Below are 16,877 nucleotides of genomic sequence, written 5' to 3' on the forward strand. Positions count from 1 at the left end.
CAACTTGAGTCCTCGTAGGTCTAACATGATCGATCTCCGCCAACTGCGCTACTTCGAAGTGGTCGCCGAAGAAGAACACGTCGGCCGTGCAGCCGAGCGCCTGCACATCTCGCAGTCGCCGCTGAGCCGGCAGATAGCCCAGCTTGAAGAACGCCTGGGCCTGACCCTGTTTGAACGCAGCCAGCAACGCATCCGCCTGACCCGCGACGGCCAGACTTTCCTGGCTGAAACCAAGGCCTTGCTGACCCACGCCAATCGCCTGGAGTCCCTGGGCAAGCGCCTGGGCCGTGGTGAGGAAGGTGGCCTGTGCATCGGCTATATCGAAAACGCCATGCATGCCGGTGTACTGCCCAACGCCTTGCGCGTCTTGAGGGACGACCGCCCCACCGTGCATATCAAGCTGTATAACCTGCCGTCGCTGGAACAACTCGAAGGCCTGCGCCAACGCAGCCTGGACATCGCCCTGGTCGGCGAACCACCGGCCGCCGACGACCCGGACCTGGTCGCCCGGCAAGTGCTGGACGACCCGATGCTGCTGGCGTTGCCCGAGCACCATCCATTGGCCCGTCAAAGCGAGTTGTTGCCCGAGCACCTGGCCGACCAGGAGTGGATCGGCGTGCAACGCAAACCTGGCGCCAACCCCGCCGACGACTTTGTGGCCGCCTGCATCCGCGCCGGTTTCACCCCGCAGATCCCCATGGAAGCCGGCGAACCCTTTACCGCGTTGGGCCTGGTTGCGTCGGGGCTGGGTGTGGCGATGGTGCAAAAAGGTTTGAGCCGCAATGCCCCGCCCGGCGTGGTGCTGCGCGAACTGCCGTGGTTGAACTACACCACCCCGCTGTGGGCGGCGTGGCACCGCGTCAACCTGCGGCCGCTGGTGGAAACCTTCCGCAAGGTACTCGCAGATTGATAAAGCGCCCCCTGTAGGAGCTGGCTTGCCAGCGATGGCGGTGCATCAGCCACCGAATGCGCCCACTGACGCACCGCTATCGCTGGCAAGCCAGCTCCTACAAGGGGTTCGGCGTTAAGCCAACTCTTTCAGGCGATACCACAACATCCCCAACGCCAGCAGCGGCGAGCGCAACGCTTTCCCGCCAGGGAAGGTCATGTGTGGCACTTGGCTGAAAATATCCAGGCCTGTGCTGTGTCCCGCGTGGATACCTTCGGCCAGCAACTTTGCGCACCAGTGCGTCACGTTCAACCCATGCCCGGAATAGCCCTGGGCGTAGAACACGTTGGGGTACTGCTTCAAGCGCCCCACCTGCGGAAAGCGATTGGCCGTGATGCCAATCTTGCCGCCCCACTGGAACTCGATGGCGGTGTTGGCCAGTTGCGGGAACACCTTGAGCATTTTCGGTTGCATATAGGCGGCGATATCCACCGGATCGCGTCCGGAGTAATGGCAGGCGCCGCCGAACAACAGGCGCCGGTCGGCGGACAACCGGTAGTAATCCAGCCCGACCTTCTGGTCGCACAGCGCCAGGTTCTGCGGGATCAGTTGATTGGCCACATCCTCCGATAACGGCTCAGTGGCGATGATGTAGCTACCGGCCGGGAGTACCTTGCCGCTCAAGCGCGGTTCCAGTTCCTCCAGGTGCGCATTGCAGGCCAGCACCAGGCTGGCGGCGCGCACCGTGCCGCCTGCGCAGCGCACTTGCACCGTGTCGCCGTGGAGCAGTTCCAGCACCTCAGTTTGCTCAAAGATCCGTACCCCGAGAGACTCGGCCAACTGCGCTTCACCCAGCACCAGATTCAACGGGTGAAGGTGCCCGGAACCCATGTCCACCAGGCCGCCGGCATACACTGACGAGCCGACCACTTGCTGCATATCCTGCGGACCCACCAGCCGCGTTTCGTGGGCATACCCCATCGCCGCCAAGTGCGCCTGCTCACCTTTGAACGCCGCGAACTGCGCCGGCGTATTCGCCAACTCACAAAAGCCCCAGCGCAAGTCGCAGTCGATGCCGTGCTCGCGAATGCGCTCACCCACCAGCGCCACCGACTCGATGCCGGCCCGTTCCAGGTAACGCACGCCCTCCTCACCCACGTATTTGGCGACCCCCGACACGTCATGGCCGATGCCGCGGATCAGTTGCCCGCCGTTGCGCCCGCTGGCGCCCCAGCCGATGCGCCGGGCCTCCAGCAGGATCACCGAAAGCCCACGTTGGGCCAGTTCGATGGCGGTGTTGACGCCGGTAAACCCGCCACCGATCACACACACATCGGCGGTCAGGTCGGCGCCCAGTGCCGGGCGCTCCACCAGGGCGTTGGCCGTGGCCCGGTAGTAGGACCGGGCGTGGTCAGTCGATTGAATCATTTGTTGGTCTTCACTTTGCTCCAGGCGCGGGTCATCAGGCGCATGGTCGCCGGGGTCGGCGTGGTGGAAATATAGAGTTTGTCGAGCACTTCCTGCGGCGGGTACACCTCGGGGTTGTTCACCAGTTCCGGGTCCATGAAGGCCTTGGCGGCGGGGTTGGCGTTGGCATACCCCACCGAGGCGCTGACCTTGGCGATCACTTCAGGGTCGAGCAGATAGTTAATGAAGGCGTGGGCTTCTTTCGGGTTGCTCGCGTCGGCGGGAATCGCCAGCAGGTCGAACCACAGGTTGGAACCTTCCTTGGGAATCGAATAAGCGATGTTCACGCCGTTCTTGGCTTCCTTGGCGCGGTTGGCGGCCTGGAACACGTCGCCGGAATAACCGAATGCCACGCAGATATCACCGTTGGCCAAATCCGAGATGTACTTGGAGGAATGGAAGTAGGTGATGTACGGCCGCAGCGTCAGCAGCTTGGCTTCGGCCTGCTTGTAGTCCTCGGGATTCTCGCTACGCGGGTCCTTGCCCATGTAGTTGAGGATCGCCGGGAACAGCTCATCCGCCGAATCGAGAAAGGCCACGCCGCACTGGTTGAGCTTCTTGATGTTCTCGGGCTCGAACAGCACCGCCCACGAATCGATATGGTCGATGCCCAGCACCTGCTTGACCTTGTCGACGTTGTAGCCGATGCCATTGGTGCCCCACAGGTAGGGCACCGAGTGTGCATTACCCGGGTCATTTTTCTCCAGCAGCTTGAGCAGCTTGGGGTCGAGGTTCTTGAAGTTGGGCAACTGCGCACGGTCGAGCTTGAGGAACGCACCGGCCTTTACCTGGCGTGCCAGGAAGTGGTTGGACGGCACGACCACGTCATAGCCGGTGCGCCCGGCGAGCAACTTGCCCTCCAGGGTTTCATTGGAGTCGAACACGTCATAGATCGGCTTGATCCCGGTCTTGGCCTGGAAGTCGGCCAGGGTGGTCTCGCCGATGTAGTCGGTCCAGTTGTAGACGCTGACCGTCGGCGCGGCCTGGCTGGTGCTGCTGAACGCGGCCACCAGGACCAGCGGGAGAAGCTGTTTCACAAGACGCATATCGACACCCCTTTATTGGTTTTTTAGACGCTCAACAGCAGGAACTCACGCTCCCAGGAACTGATCACCCGCTTGAAATTCTCGTGCTCGGCGCGTTTGACCGCGACGTAGCCGCGCACGAATTTATCGCCCAGGTACTGCTTGACCGTGTCGCAGTCCTCCATGCGTGCCAGCGCATCTTCGAGGGTGAACGGCAGGCGCAGGTTGCGGCGCTCGTAGGCGCGGCCCTCCACCGGTGCGCTCGGTTCGATCTGCTCGACCATGCCCAGGTAGCCACACAACAGACTAGCGGCAATCGCCAGGTAGGGATTGGCATCGGCGCCGGGCAGGCGGTTTTCCACGCGCATGGCGTCGGGGCTGGAGGTGGGTACACGCAGGCCGACAGTGCGGTTTTCTTCGCCCCACTCCACGTTCACCGGCGCCGAGGTGTCGGGCAGGAAGCGGCGGAACGAGTTCACGTTGGGCGCGAACATCGGCAGCAGCTTGGGGATGTACTTCTGCAGGCCGCCGATATGGTGCAGGAACAATGGGCTCTTATTGCCCTCGGCGTCGACGAACACCGGCTTGCCGGTGGCGATGTCGACCACGCTCTGGTGCAGGTGCATGGCGCTGCCCGGCTCGTCGGCCACCGGTTTGGCCATGAAGGTCGCGGCCACGTTGTGCTTGAGCGCGGCCTCGCGCAGGGTGCGCTTGAACACGGTGATCTGGTCGGCCAAGTCGAGGGCGTCACCGTGGCGAAAGTTGATTTCCATCTGCGCCGGGCCGTCTTCGTGGATCAGCGTATCGAGGTCCAGGCCCTGGGCTTCGCACCAGTCGTAGACGTCTTCGAACAACGGGTCGAATTCGTTGGCCGCGTCGATGGAAAACGACTGGCGCCCGGTCTCGGCGCGGCCGGAGCGACCAATCGGTGTTTTCAGCGGCAGGTCCGGGTCTTCGCAGCGCTGGGTCAGGTAGAACTCCATTTCCGGCGCGACAATCGGCTGCCAGCCCTTGTCGGTGTAGAGCTGCAGGACTTTCTTCAGCACGTTGCGCGGCGACAGCTCGATGGGGTTGCCCTGCTTGTCGAAGGTGTCGTGGATCACAATCGCGGTGGGCTCGATGGCCCATGGCACCACGTAGGTGGCGTTGGACACCGGGCGGCAGATCATGTCGATGTCAGCCGGGTCGAGCAGGTCGTAGTAGATATCGTCGTCGACAAAGTCCCCGGTTACCGTTTGCAGCAGCACACTTTCCGGCAGGCGCATGCCTCGCTCATGCAGGAACTTATTGGTGGGCGCAATCTTGCCACGTGCGATGCCAGTCAAATCACTGATCACGCATTCGACTTCGGTAATCTTGTGTTCTTTCAGCCAGGCGGACAGCTGATCGAAGGGGGCGTTCATAAGGACCTCGTCATGGGTTGGGTGCATGCGCCGGCTTGTACTCCTGGCGCATTGAGGTCTATCTTGAGGCCGCCGCACGGCGGCATCTATCCACTTTGCACGACCCACAACGCACCAATAGAGTGCGCCCAGGTTTCCCATGACACAGGCAACAGCTTTGCGCGTACAGGCCTTCACCACCGGTGATGTGGCCGCCCAATGCAGTGCAACACCCGGCTGGGTGCAGCAGTACCAGCAGATGTCTCCCGGGCATTTTGCCGGGCAGATCCGCTACCTCGACCTACAAGGTGTGGAGGTGTACGAAGAGTGCATGAACACCCGCGTGGAGCAGCATTTCAACGCACCCGCCGGCGCCCTGGCGTTCTGTTTCGACGGCAGCGACAACGCGCTGTACCTGCTCAATGGCGAAAGCCGCAACACCTGGATCACCCCGGAAAACTACCGTGAAGTGGCGGTGGTGTTCGGGCCGCAGTTCGTGCAGCGCCATGGGCTGGATGTGGCGAAACTCGAAGGCCTGTTCATGGCGCCGCTGACGTGCCAGCAGAATGCGCTGTTCAGCCGTTGGTTGAGTGGCACCCTCACCCGCTTGTCCGCCGTGATCGACCCCGCCAGCCGTGACGCCCTCACCCAGCAACTGCTCGACGATTGCCTGTTTATCCTCGACAACGCCTGCGTGTGCCTGGACCACCACTCGTTGCAGCGGCGCAGCGAAGAGCGTCGGCTGATGGCGCGCATTGGCGAATGGGCGGCGGATGCGCCGGACGAGACCGTCAACCTGCTGCAGCTGGCGCGGATCGCCGGCGTGCCGTTGCGTCAATTGCAGCAGGGCTTCAAGACCTACACCGGCATGAGCCCGGCGCAGTGGTTGCGGCTACGCCGGTTGAATGGGGCGCGACGGGAGTTGTTGAGTTCAGGGGATGCCACCGTGGCCGAGGTGGCGATGAACTGGGCGTTCTGGCATTTGGGGCGGTTTTCCAATAGCTATCGTGCCCTGTTCAAAGAGCTGCCCAGTGAAACAATCAAGTGTCGCCAGAAGCAGTAATCACCTCACTCCGGCCTTGGGTGTTTGGACAGTTGGTACATTGGCTGGCCTTGGTTCAGCGCATCAAAATTCAGTACGCCCTGCTCCAGCGTTTCCAGCAGGATCCCGGCGCTCATAGTGGGATGCCGCACTGAGAGCTTAACCAACTGCGTGCCAAGCTCCTGCGAATTGGAAATCCTCCTCAACAGCGCCCAGATCCGCCACTGCAGACGTTCATACTCCACCAGATATTCAGGCATCTTGTTCAATCCAGAAAAGCGCTCCATAAGGATGCAATTGTCGGACTGCTTGATCAAGCTATCCCAAAGTGCCCGCCTGGCTGTGATCTTTGTGTCAGGCCAGCCTCTGAGCCACATCTCGGGTTGGGGCAGTAATGTCGCGTCATAGCGATTCCAAAGCTCATGGCCGGTCTGTCGGCGAAAGGCCAGTATCCGCCTCAAGGATTCCGGGTAAGGAATAGGGTTTCCTGTGAGATCAATGCCTGCCCTCAAGGTGACCTTGGCAGGGATCGCCTTGATTTGGTTGAACGTCAACACCAGCGCCTGGGATGGAATTTGATCGGTGATGCCGCCCGGAAATACGGAAATACCTGTGTTACTGAGGTTCAGTGTTTTCAACTGGGTGAATCCTGTCAGCGACGGCGGGGTAGCTAATGAAGTGCCACTCAGGTCAAGTACTTCCAGGGACTTCAGCCCTTCGAGCGTTAGCGTGTCTCTAGGTGTTAGCGGAAAATTAGACTCCCGTAGACTAAAATGCCTCAACGTTTTCAACTGCCAAAGTTGTTCAGGCAACAGGCCAGGATTCAGCGGGACTCCACGTCTAGTAATGCTATCAAACGCCGCTGGTCTATGACTCAGCTCACTTATCTCCAGCGTTTCGAGGCGCGGGAACATTTCCAGTACCCTGCCCAGACCATCGGAGGGATACGACACTGTTAGCGAGACGACGGCATTGAACTCCGTCCTCATAGATTGATAAACCCCGAGCGTCCCCGGTGGTGACCTCATGAAAAGATCGTCGAAGAGGCGTCCATTTGGCTGATTAAGCGTCAGCTTGAACCCCACCATTCGTCCATTGCGGTACACCTTTTCCGTCTCGTCCCCCTGCCACCTGTATAGCCGGCGCAAGGTCGTGATAAACGACGTACGGCGGCTTCTCTCCTCGTTGATCCATTCCAACCTCTGCGATACCTCATCCTCATCCTCATCCTCATCGCCATCGTCATCCTCACCCCAATCCTCAGACTCAGACTCAGACTCAGACTCAACGTCCGGCCTCGATCTATAATAGGCGCGTTCCAAACGGCTATCGGAAATCCAGTCCTGCAGGTACCTTTCCAGGTAGGCCGACGTGTCGCTGACTCGCTGCAACTCCTGCTGTGCAGCGTCCAACTCCTCCATGCAACCCATGAGCTCATCGGCCTGCAGGTCAGTGAAATCGGGGTTCATCCGTTTGACGAACGCCCTGTTCGCGTTGCGTATGCCCACCTCAAGTTCCACCGCAGACGTCCCGCTGCCGCCGAGCAACCCGACATCCTCCGGCTCGTAGAACGGCGTGCGTAATTGCTGGCGACGCAGCACGGACTCAAACGCTTGGCGCTGCAGCGCATTACGCCGCACCTTGAATTTGAAATGTTCAAGGTCGTCGACTCGCACCCCCATCCGACTTGAAGCCTCTTTCGAAAGGCTATGCAGGACCACATCAGCGAAATCGGCTGATGCATAGCCGGCCTGGTGCTGTTCATCGAACGCCTGGTACCGTTGCCCGACGCGTACCAGCGTGCGCTGTCTGGAAAGTGCAGAGCTACCGACCCTATCCACGACCGGCCCACTAAGGGAACCTTCGCGCACCACCACCGACACCTGGACATCCCAACCCGGCATGCGTTGAATGCTATGCAGCAATAAGGTATCGCTGTCGGCATTGTGTACGGAGTTCAAGAACAACCCTTCATAGGCACGCGATAAACGCACGCCCTGTTCGTACTCCGCCACCTGGGGTTCAAGTCGTGTAAACAGCCCTTTCACTTCGGACAGGCTCAGTTGTGACGCGGGCGTCAGGTTTTCCCGGCTCAACAGTGCTTCAAGCACCGGCGTAGGCAACGACGGGTACTGGCCGGCCAGCGTCTGCAGCAACTCACCCTGAGCCTTGGTTGCCTCTTGGTAGTAGCTATCAAACAGCTCGATGCGCTTATTTTGCGCGATGGTTTCAGACCGCTGCCGCAGCAACCGGGCACGCGTATAAAGGTTTGGATAAGGCTCGTCCGCCTTGAGCAACCCTTGCAGCAAGGCTCGGGCTTGCGACGGTTCAAGACGACGGGCCAGCGCGGTGAAGAACGGGCTCTCCTGCTGAATGTTCAGCACTTCAGCGGCTTGGCCCACGTGTTCGGATGCCCACACAACTTTCCCGCCATCCATCAGCTGTAATCCAACGTCAGCGGGCCACACGCTGTCCATTGTCAACCACCGCGCCAGGTGCAACGTGCCAAGCGGTGAATCGCTGCCGCCAAGCTGTTCGAGGTATTCCTGCACTTTCGCTTCAGTCTTGAACCGTACCAGCGTATCCGCCAGCAGCCCCTCGGGTTGACGTCCATTGGCGATCATCACGCGCAAATGGTCGTCGGCCACACCGCTGACCTGACGAATCTGTTCAAGCATCTCGGCGGGTAACCCTTCCACGGCGGGTCCGAAACCGCGCATCAACTGCGCACGGCTCCATTCTGACAGCGGCAGGCCTTCAGTGCCGGGAGGCCAGAACACAATGCCTGGGTCTGCAAGCACCGGCGGCGGCAAATCAACGGTCTGCGTGCCCGTGGCCTGTTCTGTTTTTTCAGCAATGGGCACTTCGACGTTTACCCGCGGTCCACGCTCAGCCTCGGCCACTCCCGCACCAGCCATGGCCAGTAACGGAAGGGCGTTAAGTAAACCGAACACCATACGCTCAACGCCTTCGTTGCGTTTTTCCGCTCTGTCTGCATTTTCCAGCTCATTCTCGCCATAGGCGGCCTCGATCAACCCGGCGAGCGCCACCAGCCCCTCACTGCCCGGAAAGAAAATCGCCAGCATGCCCCACCGATTGAGCCACCCCACCACAGGCTCGACAACCGCACTCAGGTTCGCTCGGTTGACATCACTGTCATCACGGATCGCGTCCTCGGCAGTCTGCAGATACGTCTGCTTGAACACCCTGACCAGCTCTGCAAACGGATCAACCGTATTGGGTTGGGTATCGAGGTTGATGTAGTCGTCGGGGTTCCAATAACCATCGTTATTGAAAAAGCCGGATTCGCGGCTCAAACGGTGCTGGTTCGGGTATTCGGTCATCGCTTCCAGGGCGGTCAACACACCGGCGTGAAACGTACCGTCAGTGCGGTCCTCTTTGGTGAAATGCCCAGCCAGGGCCACGCTCTTCTCGGGTAAGTTGCTCTGCGCCACCACCCACGTACGTAAAGCCTTGAGGTCAGCCAGTTCGTGCAGCGGGGAAGAGTTGCCGGGAACGTAGAGCAACACACGCCCCTGTGTACGATGACGGAATACCCAGATGTCCTGCGCGGTATAGCGGTAGATCATCAACCGCGACACCTCGACATGCGCCATCGGGTGGGTGCAGTGCTCAAGCTGGGCGTTGTTGATAAACGAGAACTGAGTCTGGTTCTCCCCAAGGCCGGCTGCCGAGAGCGCCAGTTGCAACCCCGCCGGAGACAAGCTCAGCTCGCGCCGCTGTAAAAAAGCGGCCATCACAAATGCGGTTTTTGCCGAAGTCCGCAGGGCATAAGGGGCCGCCCCATTGAGGACTTCATCGGAGGGCAATGTCTTGGCCAGGTAATCTTGATACTGCTCCTTGAACTCCAGGCGCCATACCCATTGTTTGAAGGCGGCTGGTGTAATCGGCAGCTGTGTGGAAGGGCCATAGACTTGCGGGACGGTGTGGCGATAAATGCCTTCGTAGTCCCTGTGAAAACCACCTTCCTGGGAGGCAAACTCATCAACGTGGTCCACAAGGGTGATGTGCGGCCCGATTGCCGGTGGCGTGTAAAAGCCAAAGGCGGTTTCACCGAAACGGTCATCGGCCACGGCCTGATAGTCGCTGAGCAGTGCCTGTACCAGTGACTGCTGTACGCGAATCTGCCCTTGGTGCACGCCGTCGATGGGGGGATGCCCGTGGTAGTCATAGTCAAGCGTCACCAGTTGGGCAGTGGCGGGGTCGAGCGTGGCGCCCCACTTCTGCCGAATCAACGATGTGCCGTATTCGGCGGGGCTTAGGAGCAGGCTGCTCTGGACCGCTTGGTTCAAGGCCTCAAGCCCCGTCAGGGGGGCTGCTATGTCTGTCATGAGAACAATCCATTTGTTATTCAAGAGTCCCTGACTCTATCCGACCTCGCGCGCCGGCAAGATCGGAAAAACCCAGGACACACCCGGCGTGAAACGGACGGTGGATGTAGCCTGCGGCCCCCTGCCCTAACGCTAACTGTTCTCAAAACCTTGTAATAGCGAGCACTTATGCCTAGCTTATGCGCCCCCCGCCCTGCGCTTTAAGGCCTTGCCACCATGGTTTTGCGTTTTCGTCCCGTCGTCACTTCACGTTTCGCCCTCGGCCTGCTGCTCAGCGGCGGCATCGGCAACAGCCTGGCGGCTGAAATCGAACTGCCGGCGGTCAAGGTCCAGGGCCAGGATGAGTCCGGCTACCGCAGTGAAACCGCTTCCGTGGGCGGCTTCGACGATGCGCCGCTGCTCGATACGCCGGCCTCGATCACCGTGATCAACGCCGCACTGATCAAGGACCAGCAGGCGCGCCTGCTCAGTGAAGTGCTGCGCAACGACGCCTCGGTGGGCGACAGCTATGCGCCCATCGGTTACTACGAGAACTTTGTGGTGCGCGGTTTCTCGCTGAATGCGGCCAGCAGCTACAAGATCAATGGACGCACCATCACCGGCGAGCAGAACGTTGCCCTGGAAAACAAGCAGCAGGTGGAAGTGCTCAAGGGCCTGGCGGGCCTGCAGAGCGGGATCTCCGAGCCGAGCGGCGTGATCAACTACGTGACCAAGCGCCCGGAAGATATACGCTCGGTGACGGTCTCCACCGACGATCGCGGCAGCGGCTATATCGCTACAGATGTCGGCGGCTGGTTTGGCAGCGAGCAACAGTTCGGCCTGCGCGCCAACGTGGCCCATGAAGACCTCAATTCCTATGTGGAGCACGCCAATGGCCAGCGCGATTTTGTGTCCCTGGCCTTTGACTGGAACATCAGCCCCGATGCGGTGTTGCAACTGGACGCCGAGTACCAGGACAAACAGCAACGCTCGGTGCCGGGCTACCAACTGCTGGGCGGCACCGAGGTGCCACACGATGCCTCGCCGAAGAAATTGCTGGGCCACCAGAGCGGGTCCAGGCAAGTGGGTATCGACTCGCTGAACCTCAACGGCAAGTTTGAATACCGCTTCAATGATCAGTGGAAAGGCAGCGTGAGCGCGGCGCGCAGCAAGGTGGTGATCGATGACTACAGTTCGTTTGCCTATGGTTGCTTCTACGTGACCGATTGCGGCACCGCCTTCTTCAGCCCTACCGGTGACTATGACGTCTACGACTACCGCAGCCCCGACGACACCCGCCGCGACGACGAAGTGCAGGCAGCCATGACCGGGCTGTTCAACACGGGCAGCCTGGGCCATGAACTGACCTTTGGCACCAGCGCCTTTCGCCGGGTGGTCGACAAGCGCAAGTCAGTCAACGAATACATCGGCAGCACTAACATCAACGTCGACGCCCCAACCTTCCCCCCCACCGACAAGCCGCTGAACGACAGCCATCGCAACCTCGACAGTCGCCAGTACGGCCTGTTCGTCACCGACCGCATCCGCCTCAACGAGCAATGGCAAACCATCCTCGGTGGCCGCGAAGTGCGCCTGGACGAAAAAGCCTTCGACGGCACCTCTGGCGACCAGGTACGTCACACCCAGCAATACGTGTTCCTGCCGCAGGCGTCGTTGATCTACAAGCCGGTCGAACATATCTCGCTCTACACCAGCTACAGCAAAAGCCTGTCCCTGGGCGGCCAGGCGCCGTGGACAACCACCAACGACGGCGACACCCTGGCCCCTACCACCTCACGCCAAATCGAAGCCGGGGTGAAATATGACTGGCGCCGCATCAGCTTTGCCGCCGCCGTGTTCCAGACCCGCCAGGCCTACCAGTACGCCAAGCCCGACGGCGCTGGCGTCTTCACCTATGTGCAACAGGGCGAACAGAAAAACACCGGTCTGGAACTGTCGGCCAACGGCTGGGCCACCGAGCGTCTGCAGATCGCCACCAGCGTCGCGGCGATTCGCGCACGCGTCACCGGCAGTGGTACCGCGGATTACGAAGGTCACCAGGCGATCAACGTGCCCAAATTGCGCGCCAGCCTGTACGCCGACTACGCCTTGCCTTGGGTCAATGGCCTGGCGGTGCTGGGCGGTGTGCAATACAGCGCCAAGAAGTTCGCCAACCGCAGCGGCAATGTGGAGGTGGGGGATTACGCAGTGGTGAACGTGGGCAGCCGGTACACCACCCAGGTGAGCGGCTATGAGACGGTGTTTCGCCTGAGCGTCGACAACCTGTTTGACAAGCGCTACTGGCGCGACGCGGGCGAGTACTTGGGCGATGACTATCTGTTCCAGGGCGCGCCGCTGACGGCGCGCCTGAGTGCTTCGGTCAACTTCTGAACACCCGCGCCGCCGCTAGACACAGTGCCGCCAGGCCGCAGGTCAACAGGCTCCAGCCAAGGTCCTGTGCCCAGGCGACCAGGGTCAGCCCGGCGCCAATCACCAGGTAATAGAGCAAGCCAAATACCGCAGCGGCGGTGCCCAGGCGGTCTTGATAAGCCACCAGCGCCGCCCCCAGCACGTTCGGAATCGCCATACCGAATGCCAGCACCACCAGCAGCATCGGCCACACGAAGAGCCAACTGTGTTGCAGCACCAGGACTGACACGCCGCCCAGCAGTGCCAGCCCGGCGCCGGCCAACACCAACTGGTCACCATCGAGCCCACGCTTTAGCAAGGCTTTGTTCAGCCACGCCCCGAGTCCTGACCCAAGCGCCAGCAACACACCGCTGTAGCCGAATTCGGCAGCGGACAATCCCAGCCTCGCGAAGATAAACGGCCCCACGCTGTAGTAGCCAAACAGCGCAATATTGAACGCCGCCACCAGGCCAACGGAACGCCACACTCCGGCGTCCCTGAGCATCAGGCCCACGGTCTCGCCCAACGGCGAGTTCGGCAAGGAGGCGGGACGCGTCTCGGGCAAGGCCCACAGGCAGGTGGTCCACACTAGCCCTGCCATCAGCAAAAGCCCCGTGAGCACGCCGCGATAGCCAAAGTACTGCACCAACGTCGCACCAGTGAACAGGCCAATTGCCGGGCTGGCGGCCAAGGCAATGCCCATTACGGAAAACACCTGCGCCAACTGCGCGCCCTGGAAGCGGTCGCGCAACAGCGTCTGCGTGGCCACCGAACCGACTGCCGCGCCAAAGGCGGCGATGGCCTGGGCCAACAGCAAGCCGTTGAACGTGCTAACACTCAAGGCCAGCAGCATGGCGGCAACATACAACCCCAGCCCGGCCAATATTACCGGGCGCCGGCCCCAGCGATCACACAAACGGCCCCATATCACCACGCCGAATGCAAACGCCAGGAAGTACACCGACAGGGCCTGCCCGGCCCGTTCAGGCCCGACCGCGAAAGCCTGGCCGATATCACCCAGGGCCGGGCTGTAGAGGGTTTGGGCCAACTGCGGGAACATCAGCAGTGCCACGGCCAGTACCAGCAAGTATTTAGATGACATGGACAGATCCTTCACGAGAAAAGAGCGTGAGGATTCTATGCAGCCTGGGCTGGGGTATTATCCAGACTTCGACAAATTATCCATCAAATCGGACAACCCATGGCCTGGCTCGCTGCCGACGCATCATTCGACCCGGACCATTACCCGGCGCCCGTCATTGGCATCGCCGCCCTGCTCGGTGACCACGACTCCGGACTGCACCAGCATCAGCGCGGTCAACTGCTGTTTACCCAGCAGGGCTGCACCCGCATTACCCTGGATAATCAACTGTGCCTGCTGCCGCCGACCCGCGCGGCGTGGATACCTTGCGGTGTGCATCACCGTGCGGTGATGAGCAAGACCGTCGATTATCGCTCGCTGTATGTAAGCCCGGCCATTGCGGCCCGGCTGCCGGCACAGGTGCGGGTGATCGAAGTGAGCGGCTTGTTGCGGGCGGTGTTGGAACCGATGGCTATGGCCCCTTTCGAGACCCATTGGCACACAGGCCGCTATGCGCATTTGCTGGCATTGTGCCTGGAAGAAATTCAGGGTGCGGCCGAGCAACCGCTGCTCCTGCCCTTGCCACGGGACAAGCGCCTGGCGCCATTGCTGGCCAATCTGGAGCGATTGCCGCCTACGCTGCAAGACCTGGAAAAGCAGATCGGCGCCAGCACCAAGACCATCGGCCGGATTTTCCTGCGAGAAACCGGCCTGGGGTATCAGCAATGGCGCCAGCAGTGGCGCTTGATGCGCGTCATCGAGTTGCTCGCCACCGGGCGCAGCCTCGGCTACTGCGCCTTTGAGCTGGGGTTTGCCAGCGACAGCGCGTTGATCTCCTTCTTCAAGGGCATGACCGGCACCACGCCGCGCGGTTATTTCAAATCAGGTTGAGGCCTTATTTGGGCATCTTGCGAAAGCCGACGGCCAGGCGGTTCCAGCTGTTGATGGTGGCGATTGCCACGCTGAGGTCGACCTGCTCCTGGGCGCTGAATTCGGCGGCCAGTGCGTTGAAGTCTTCGTCGGGCGCGTGGGTGTGGCTGATCAAGGTCAGGCTTTCGGCCCAAGCCAGTGCAGCGCGTTCACGTGGGGTGAAGAACGGCGTTTCGCGCCAGGCTGACACGGTGTACAGGCGACGTTCGGTCTCGCCGCCTTTGCGGGCGTCGGCGGTGTGCATGTCGAGGCAGAAGGCGCAGCCGTTGATCTGCGATACCCGCAGGCGTACCAGTTCCAGCAGTGGCAGCTCGATGGAGAGTTTGCCGACGGCGGCTTCCAGGGCGAGCATGGCTTTCATGGCGTCTGGGGAGGCGGTGTAGAAATCGGTACGGGTTTGCATGGTGATGCTCCAAGGCGGTGGGGATTGATGGCTAGGTTAGTCATCGGGGCTTGGAGGAGGAATATCCAATTTGGGGTAAGAATGGGTGACCAATTGGGTTGGCTGGTTGGGTACATGTCCGTTATTTGGGGGGCTGCCTAAGATCAAAGCACGGCGGCCTGAGTGGTTGAATCAAAGGCAGATACGTGTAGGAGCTGGCTTGCCGGCGATACAGGCGACTCGGTACAGCAGGCACACCCGGGTGATGCCATCGCCGGCAAGCCGGCTCCTACAGGTTGACCGAGGTCGACAGTATGCAACCGGTCGGCTCTAAGGCCGCGTTAAACACGCTGCCCGAACGCAGGCCTGAATCCGTGGGTAACCCGGGTTAGCTGCCCCCAATCAAACCACCCGAGCCATATGCTCCCCAATCCGAGCCCTCAACCACCGCTCCGCCGGATCATTGTCATGCACCCCACTCCACACCATCGACAACTGCGCCTCCTCAATCGCAAACGGCGGATCCTGCGCCCGTAACGAAGTGCCCTCCGTCAACGCGCACGCCGCATAATCCGGCACCGTCGCAATAATCTGCGTGCCCGCCAACAACGCCCGCAACCCACTGAACTGCGGCACCGCCAACACCACCCGGCGTGCCCGGCCAATCCGGGCCAAGTCCAGATCGATGTTGCCACTCAAGTCCCCCGAAAACGACACCATCGCATGGGGCCGCTCACAGTAGTCATCCAGCGTCAGCGGCTCGGTTGCGTCGTCCCCACGCAAGACCTTGCACGGGATGTCCCGCAACTTCTTGCGCTTGGCATTCGCCGGCAATTCGGTGGTATAGCTCACCCCGACCGTAATTTCACCGCTGGCCAGCAGCGACGACATCAACAGGTAATTGGCCCGACGCACCACCACGATGATCCCCGGTGCCTCTTCGCGCAGTTGGCTGAGCAACGGTGGGAACAGGCCAAATTCAGCGTCGTCCGAAAGGCCAATGCGAAACACCGCACAACTGGTGGAAGGGTCGAAATCCTTGGCACGGCTGACCGCACCGGAAATGGTGTCCATGGCCGGTTGCAACTCCTTGAGTATCGCCACCGCGCGTGGCGTGGGCTCCATGCCCCGCCCGTTGCGCAGCAGCAACGGGTCGTCGAACAGGTCGCGCAGACGGCCCAATGCCGCACTTACCGCCGGTTGGCCCATGAAGAGTTTTTCGGCGACCCGGGTCAGGTTCTTCTCGAACATCAGCGCTTCGAAAATCACCAGCAGGTTCATGTCGACGCGGCGCAGGTCGTTGCGGTTCATGGCGGTATCCAAGCGGTTGGCAAGCTCACAGATAAGCACGCCAGACCCTGGCCGGATTGCATGTCTGTGCTGTCTTTTCCACGCCGGTACCTGGCGAAATTAACAACGATTAACTCGTCAGCCGGACGGTCCGGCAACAAGATTAGCCACGTCTACACTGCATCCATTCACCGGGAACGCTCCCATCGACTGCGGATATTTGTCATGGCCCGACTCGAGCAATATGCCCCTCGTTTGTCCGCCACCGGTGGCCTATGCCCCCGGCGCGAGCGTATCGCCAAGCAACTGATCCTGGCCAACCTGGGCGAAAGCCTGGTGATTGCCGACCTGGCCCAGGCCTGCGCGTTGTCGCGCAGCCATTTTTCCCGTGCGTTCAAGTGCACCACCGGGCTGTCGCCACAGGAGTGGATCCGCCAACAGCGCATCCAGCGGGCCAAGGAACTGATCGCCAGTTCCACCCTGAGCCTGACGCAAATCAGCCTGGAATGCGGGTTTTGCGACCAGGCGCACTTCTGCCATATGTTCACCCGCAGCGAAGGCGTCAACCCCATGACCTGGCGAAATCACCACTCGCGCCACAAGCCCCAAGTGATCGCAGCCTAGTGGTCGGTGCGTCGCTGGAATATGC

Annotated in this window: 12 protein-coding genes; 5 read left to right on the forward strand and 7 right to left on the reverse strand. The window is 61.0% G+C overall.

The features are described 5' to 3' along the window. Positions 1–25: 25 nt before the first annotated feature. Positions 26–910: a LysR substrate-binding domain-containing protein gene (locus AC0IYN_RS28290; protein WP_406599300.1), complete on the forward strand. Its 885-nt coding sequence runs from the start codon at positions 26–28 to the stop codon at positions 908–910. Positions 911–1,024: 114 nt separating this feature from the next. Here AC0IYN_RS28290 and AC0IYN_RS28295 read toward each other — a convergent pair whose 3' ends face one another. Genes AC0IYN_RS28295 through AC0IYN_RS28305 form a run of 3 tightly spaced genes read right to left on the reverse strand, consistent with a single transcriptional unit; the run spans position 1,025 to position 4,784 of the window. Beyond that, complete coding sequence (locus tag AC0IYN_RS28295; RefSeq protein WP_471844356.1) at positions 1,025–2,317, reverse strand: NAD(P)/FAD-dependent oxidoreductase; 1,293 nt, start codon at positions 2,315–2,317, stop codon at positions 1,025–1,027. After that, positions 2,314–3,402: a polyamine ABC transporter substrate-binding protein gene (locus AC0IYN_RS28300; protein WP_471844358.1), complete on the reverse strand. Its 1,089-nt coding sequence runs from the start codon at positions 3,400–3,402 to the stop codon at positions 2,314–2,316. Before AC0IYN_RS28300 ends, AC0IYN_RS28295 begins: the two co-directional genes overlap by 4 nt. Before the next feature lie 23 nt (positions 3,403–3,425). Next, on the reverse strand, positions 3,426–4,784 hold the full coding sequence (locus AC0IYN_RS28305; RefSeq protein ID WP_458375074.1) for a glutamine synthetase family protein: 1,359 nt from the start codon (positions 4,782–4,784) through the stop codon (positions 3,426–3,428). Positions 4,785–4,923: 139 nt separating this feature from the next. Between AC0IYN_RS28305 and AC0IYN_RS28310 the strand changes: the two genes are divergently transcribed. Continuing rightward, positions 4,924–5,826: a helix-turn-helix domain-containing protein gene (locus tag AC0IYN_RS28310; protein WP_471844361.1), complete on the forward strand. Its 903-nt coding sequence runs from the start codon at positions 4,924–4,926 to the stop codon at positions 5,824–5,826. 5 nt (positions 5,827–5,831) lie between these two features. Here the strand turns inward: AC0IYN_RS28310 and AC0IYN_RS28315 are convergent, their stop codons facing one another. Then, the gene (locus tag AC0IYN_RS28315; protein WP_471844363.1) at positions 5,832–10,157 is read right to left on the reverse strand and encodes a dermonecrotic toxin domain-containing protein; all 4,326 of its coding nucleotides are present in this window, start codon (positions 10,155–10,157) and stop codon (positions 5,832–5,834) included. Between the two features lie 216 nt (positions 10,158–10,373). Here AC0IYN_RS28315 and AC0IYN_RS28320 point away from each other — a divergent pair, with 216 nt between their 5' ends. Next, the gene (locus tag AC0IYN_RS28320) at positions 10,374–12,527 is read left to right on the forward strand and encodes a TonB-dependent siderophore receptor (RefSeq protein WP_471844365.1); all 2,154 of its coding nucleotides are present in this window, start codon (positions 10,374–10,376) and stop codon (positions 12,525–12,527) included. Here AC0IYN_RS28320 and AC0IYN_RS28325 read toward each other — a convergent pair. Then, positions 12,517–13,647 carry an MFS transporter gene (locus AC0IYN_RS28325; RefSeq protein ID WP_471844367.1) on the reverse strand — a complete coding sequence of 377 codons (1,131 nt, stop codon included), beginning with the start codon at positions 13,645–13,647 and terminating at the stop codon, positions 12,517–12,519. The two genes, AC0IYN_RS28320 and AC0IYN_RS28325, sit on opposite strands and share 11 nt — an antisense overlap. A gap of 99 nt (positions 13,648–13,746) precedes the next feature. Between AC0IYN_RS28325 and AC0IYN_RS28330 the strand changes: the two genes are divergently transcribed. Further along, positions 13,747–14,517: an AraC family transcriptional regulator gene (locus tag AC0IYN_RS28330; protein WP_471844370.1), complete on the forward strand. Its 771-nt coding sequence runs from the start codon at positions 13,747–13,749 to the stop codon at positions 14,515–14,517. 4 nt (positions 14,518–14,521) lie between these two features. Here the strand turns inward: AC0IYN_RS28330 and AC0IYN_RS28335 are convergent, their stop codons facing one another. Then, on the reverse strand, positions 14,522–14,959 hold the full coding sequence (locus tag AC0IYN_RS28335; protein ID WP_078048013.1) for a carboxymuconolactone decarboxylase family protein: 438 nt from the start codon (positions 14,957–14,959) through the stop codon (positions 14,522–14,524). Positions 14,960–15,340: 381 nt separating this feature from the next. Continuing rightward, the gene (locus AC0IYN_RS28340; protein ID WP_406599291.1) at positions 15,341–16,249 is read right to left on the reverse strand and encodes a LysR family transcriptional regulator; all 909 of its coding nucleotides are present in this window, start codon (positions 16,247–16,249) and stop codon (positions 15,341–15,343) included. A gap of 204 nt (positions 16,250–16,453) precedes the next feature. Here AC0IYN_RS28340 and AC0IYN_RS28345 point away from each other — a divergent pair, with 204 nt between their 5' ends. Beyond that, a complete protein-coding gene (locus tag AC0IYN_RS28345) occupies positions 16,454–16,852 on the forward strand; it encodes a helix-turn-helix domain-containing protein (RefSeq protein WP_406599290.1) in 399 nt (132 codons plus the stop codon). The last annotated feature ends 25 nt before the right edge of the window (positions 16,853–16,877 follow it).

The sequence above is a fragment of the Pseudomonas sp. AC112 genome (genome assembly GCF_979253545.1).

Coding starts and splice junctions, on each gene's coding strand:
- AC0IYN_RS28290 (WP_406599300.1), top strand. CDS start 26: ATGATCGATCTCCGCCAACTGCGCTACTTCGAAGTGGTCGCCGAAGAA.
- AC0IYN_RS28295 (WP_471844356.1), bottom strand. CDS start 2,317: ATGATTCAATCGACTGACCACGCCCGGTCCTACTACCGGGCCACGGCC.
- AC0IYN_RS28300 (WP_471844358.1), bottom strand. CDS start 3,402: ATGCGTCTTGTGAAACAGCTTCTCCCGCTGGTCCTGGTGGCCGCGTTC.
- AC0IYN_RS28305 (WP_458375074.1), bottom strand. CDS start 4,784: ATGAACGCCCCCTTCGATCAGCTGTCCGCCTGGCTGAAAGAACACAAG.
- AC0IYN_RS28310 (WP_471844361.1), top strand. CDS start 4,924: ATGACACAGGCAACAGCTTTGCGCGTACAGGCCTTCACCACCGGTGAT.
- AC0IYN_RS28315 (WP_471844363.1), bottom strand. CDS start 10,157: ATGACAGACATAGCAGCCCCCCTGACGGGGCTTGAGGCCTTGAACCAA.
- AC0IYN_RS28320 (WP_471844365.1), top strand. CDS start 10,374: ATGGTTTTGCGTTTTCGTCCCGTCGTCACTTCACGTTTCGCCCTCGGC.
- AC0IYN_RS28325 (WP_471844367.1), bottom strand. CDS start 13,647: ATGTCATCTAAATACTTGCTGGTACTGGCCGTGGCACTGCTGATGTTC.
- AC0IYN_RS28330 (WP_471844370.1), top strand. CDS start 13,747: ATGGCCTGGCTCGCTGCCGACGCATCATTCGACCCGGACCATTACCCG.
- AC0IYN_RS28335 (WP_078048013.1), bottom strand. CDS start 14,959: ATGCAAACCCGTACCGATTTCTACACCGCCTCCCCAGACGCCATGAAA.
- AC0IYN_RS28340 (WP_406599291.1), bottom strand. CDS start 16,249: ATGAACCGCAACGACCTGCGCCGCGTCGACATGAACCTGCTGGTGATT.
- AC0IYN_RS28345 (WP_406599290.1), top strand. CDS start 16,454: ATGGCCCGACTCGAGCAATATGCCCCTCGTTTGTCCGCCACCGGTGGC.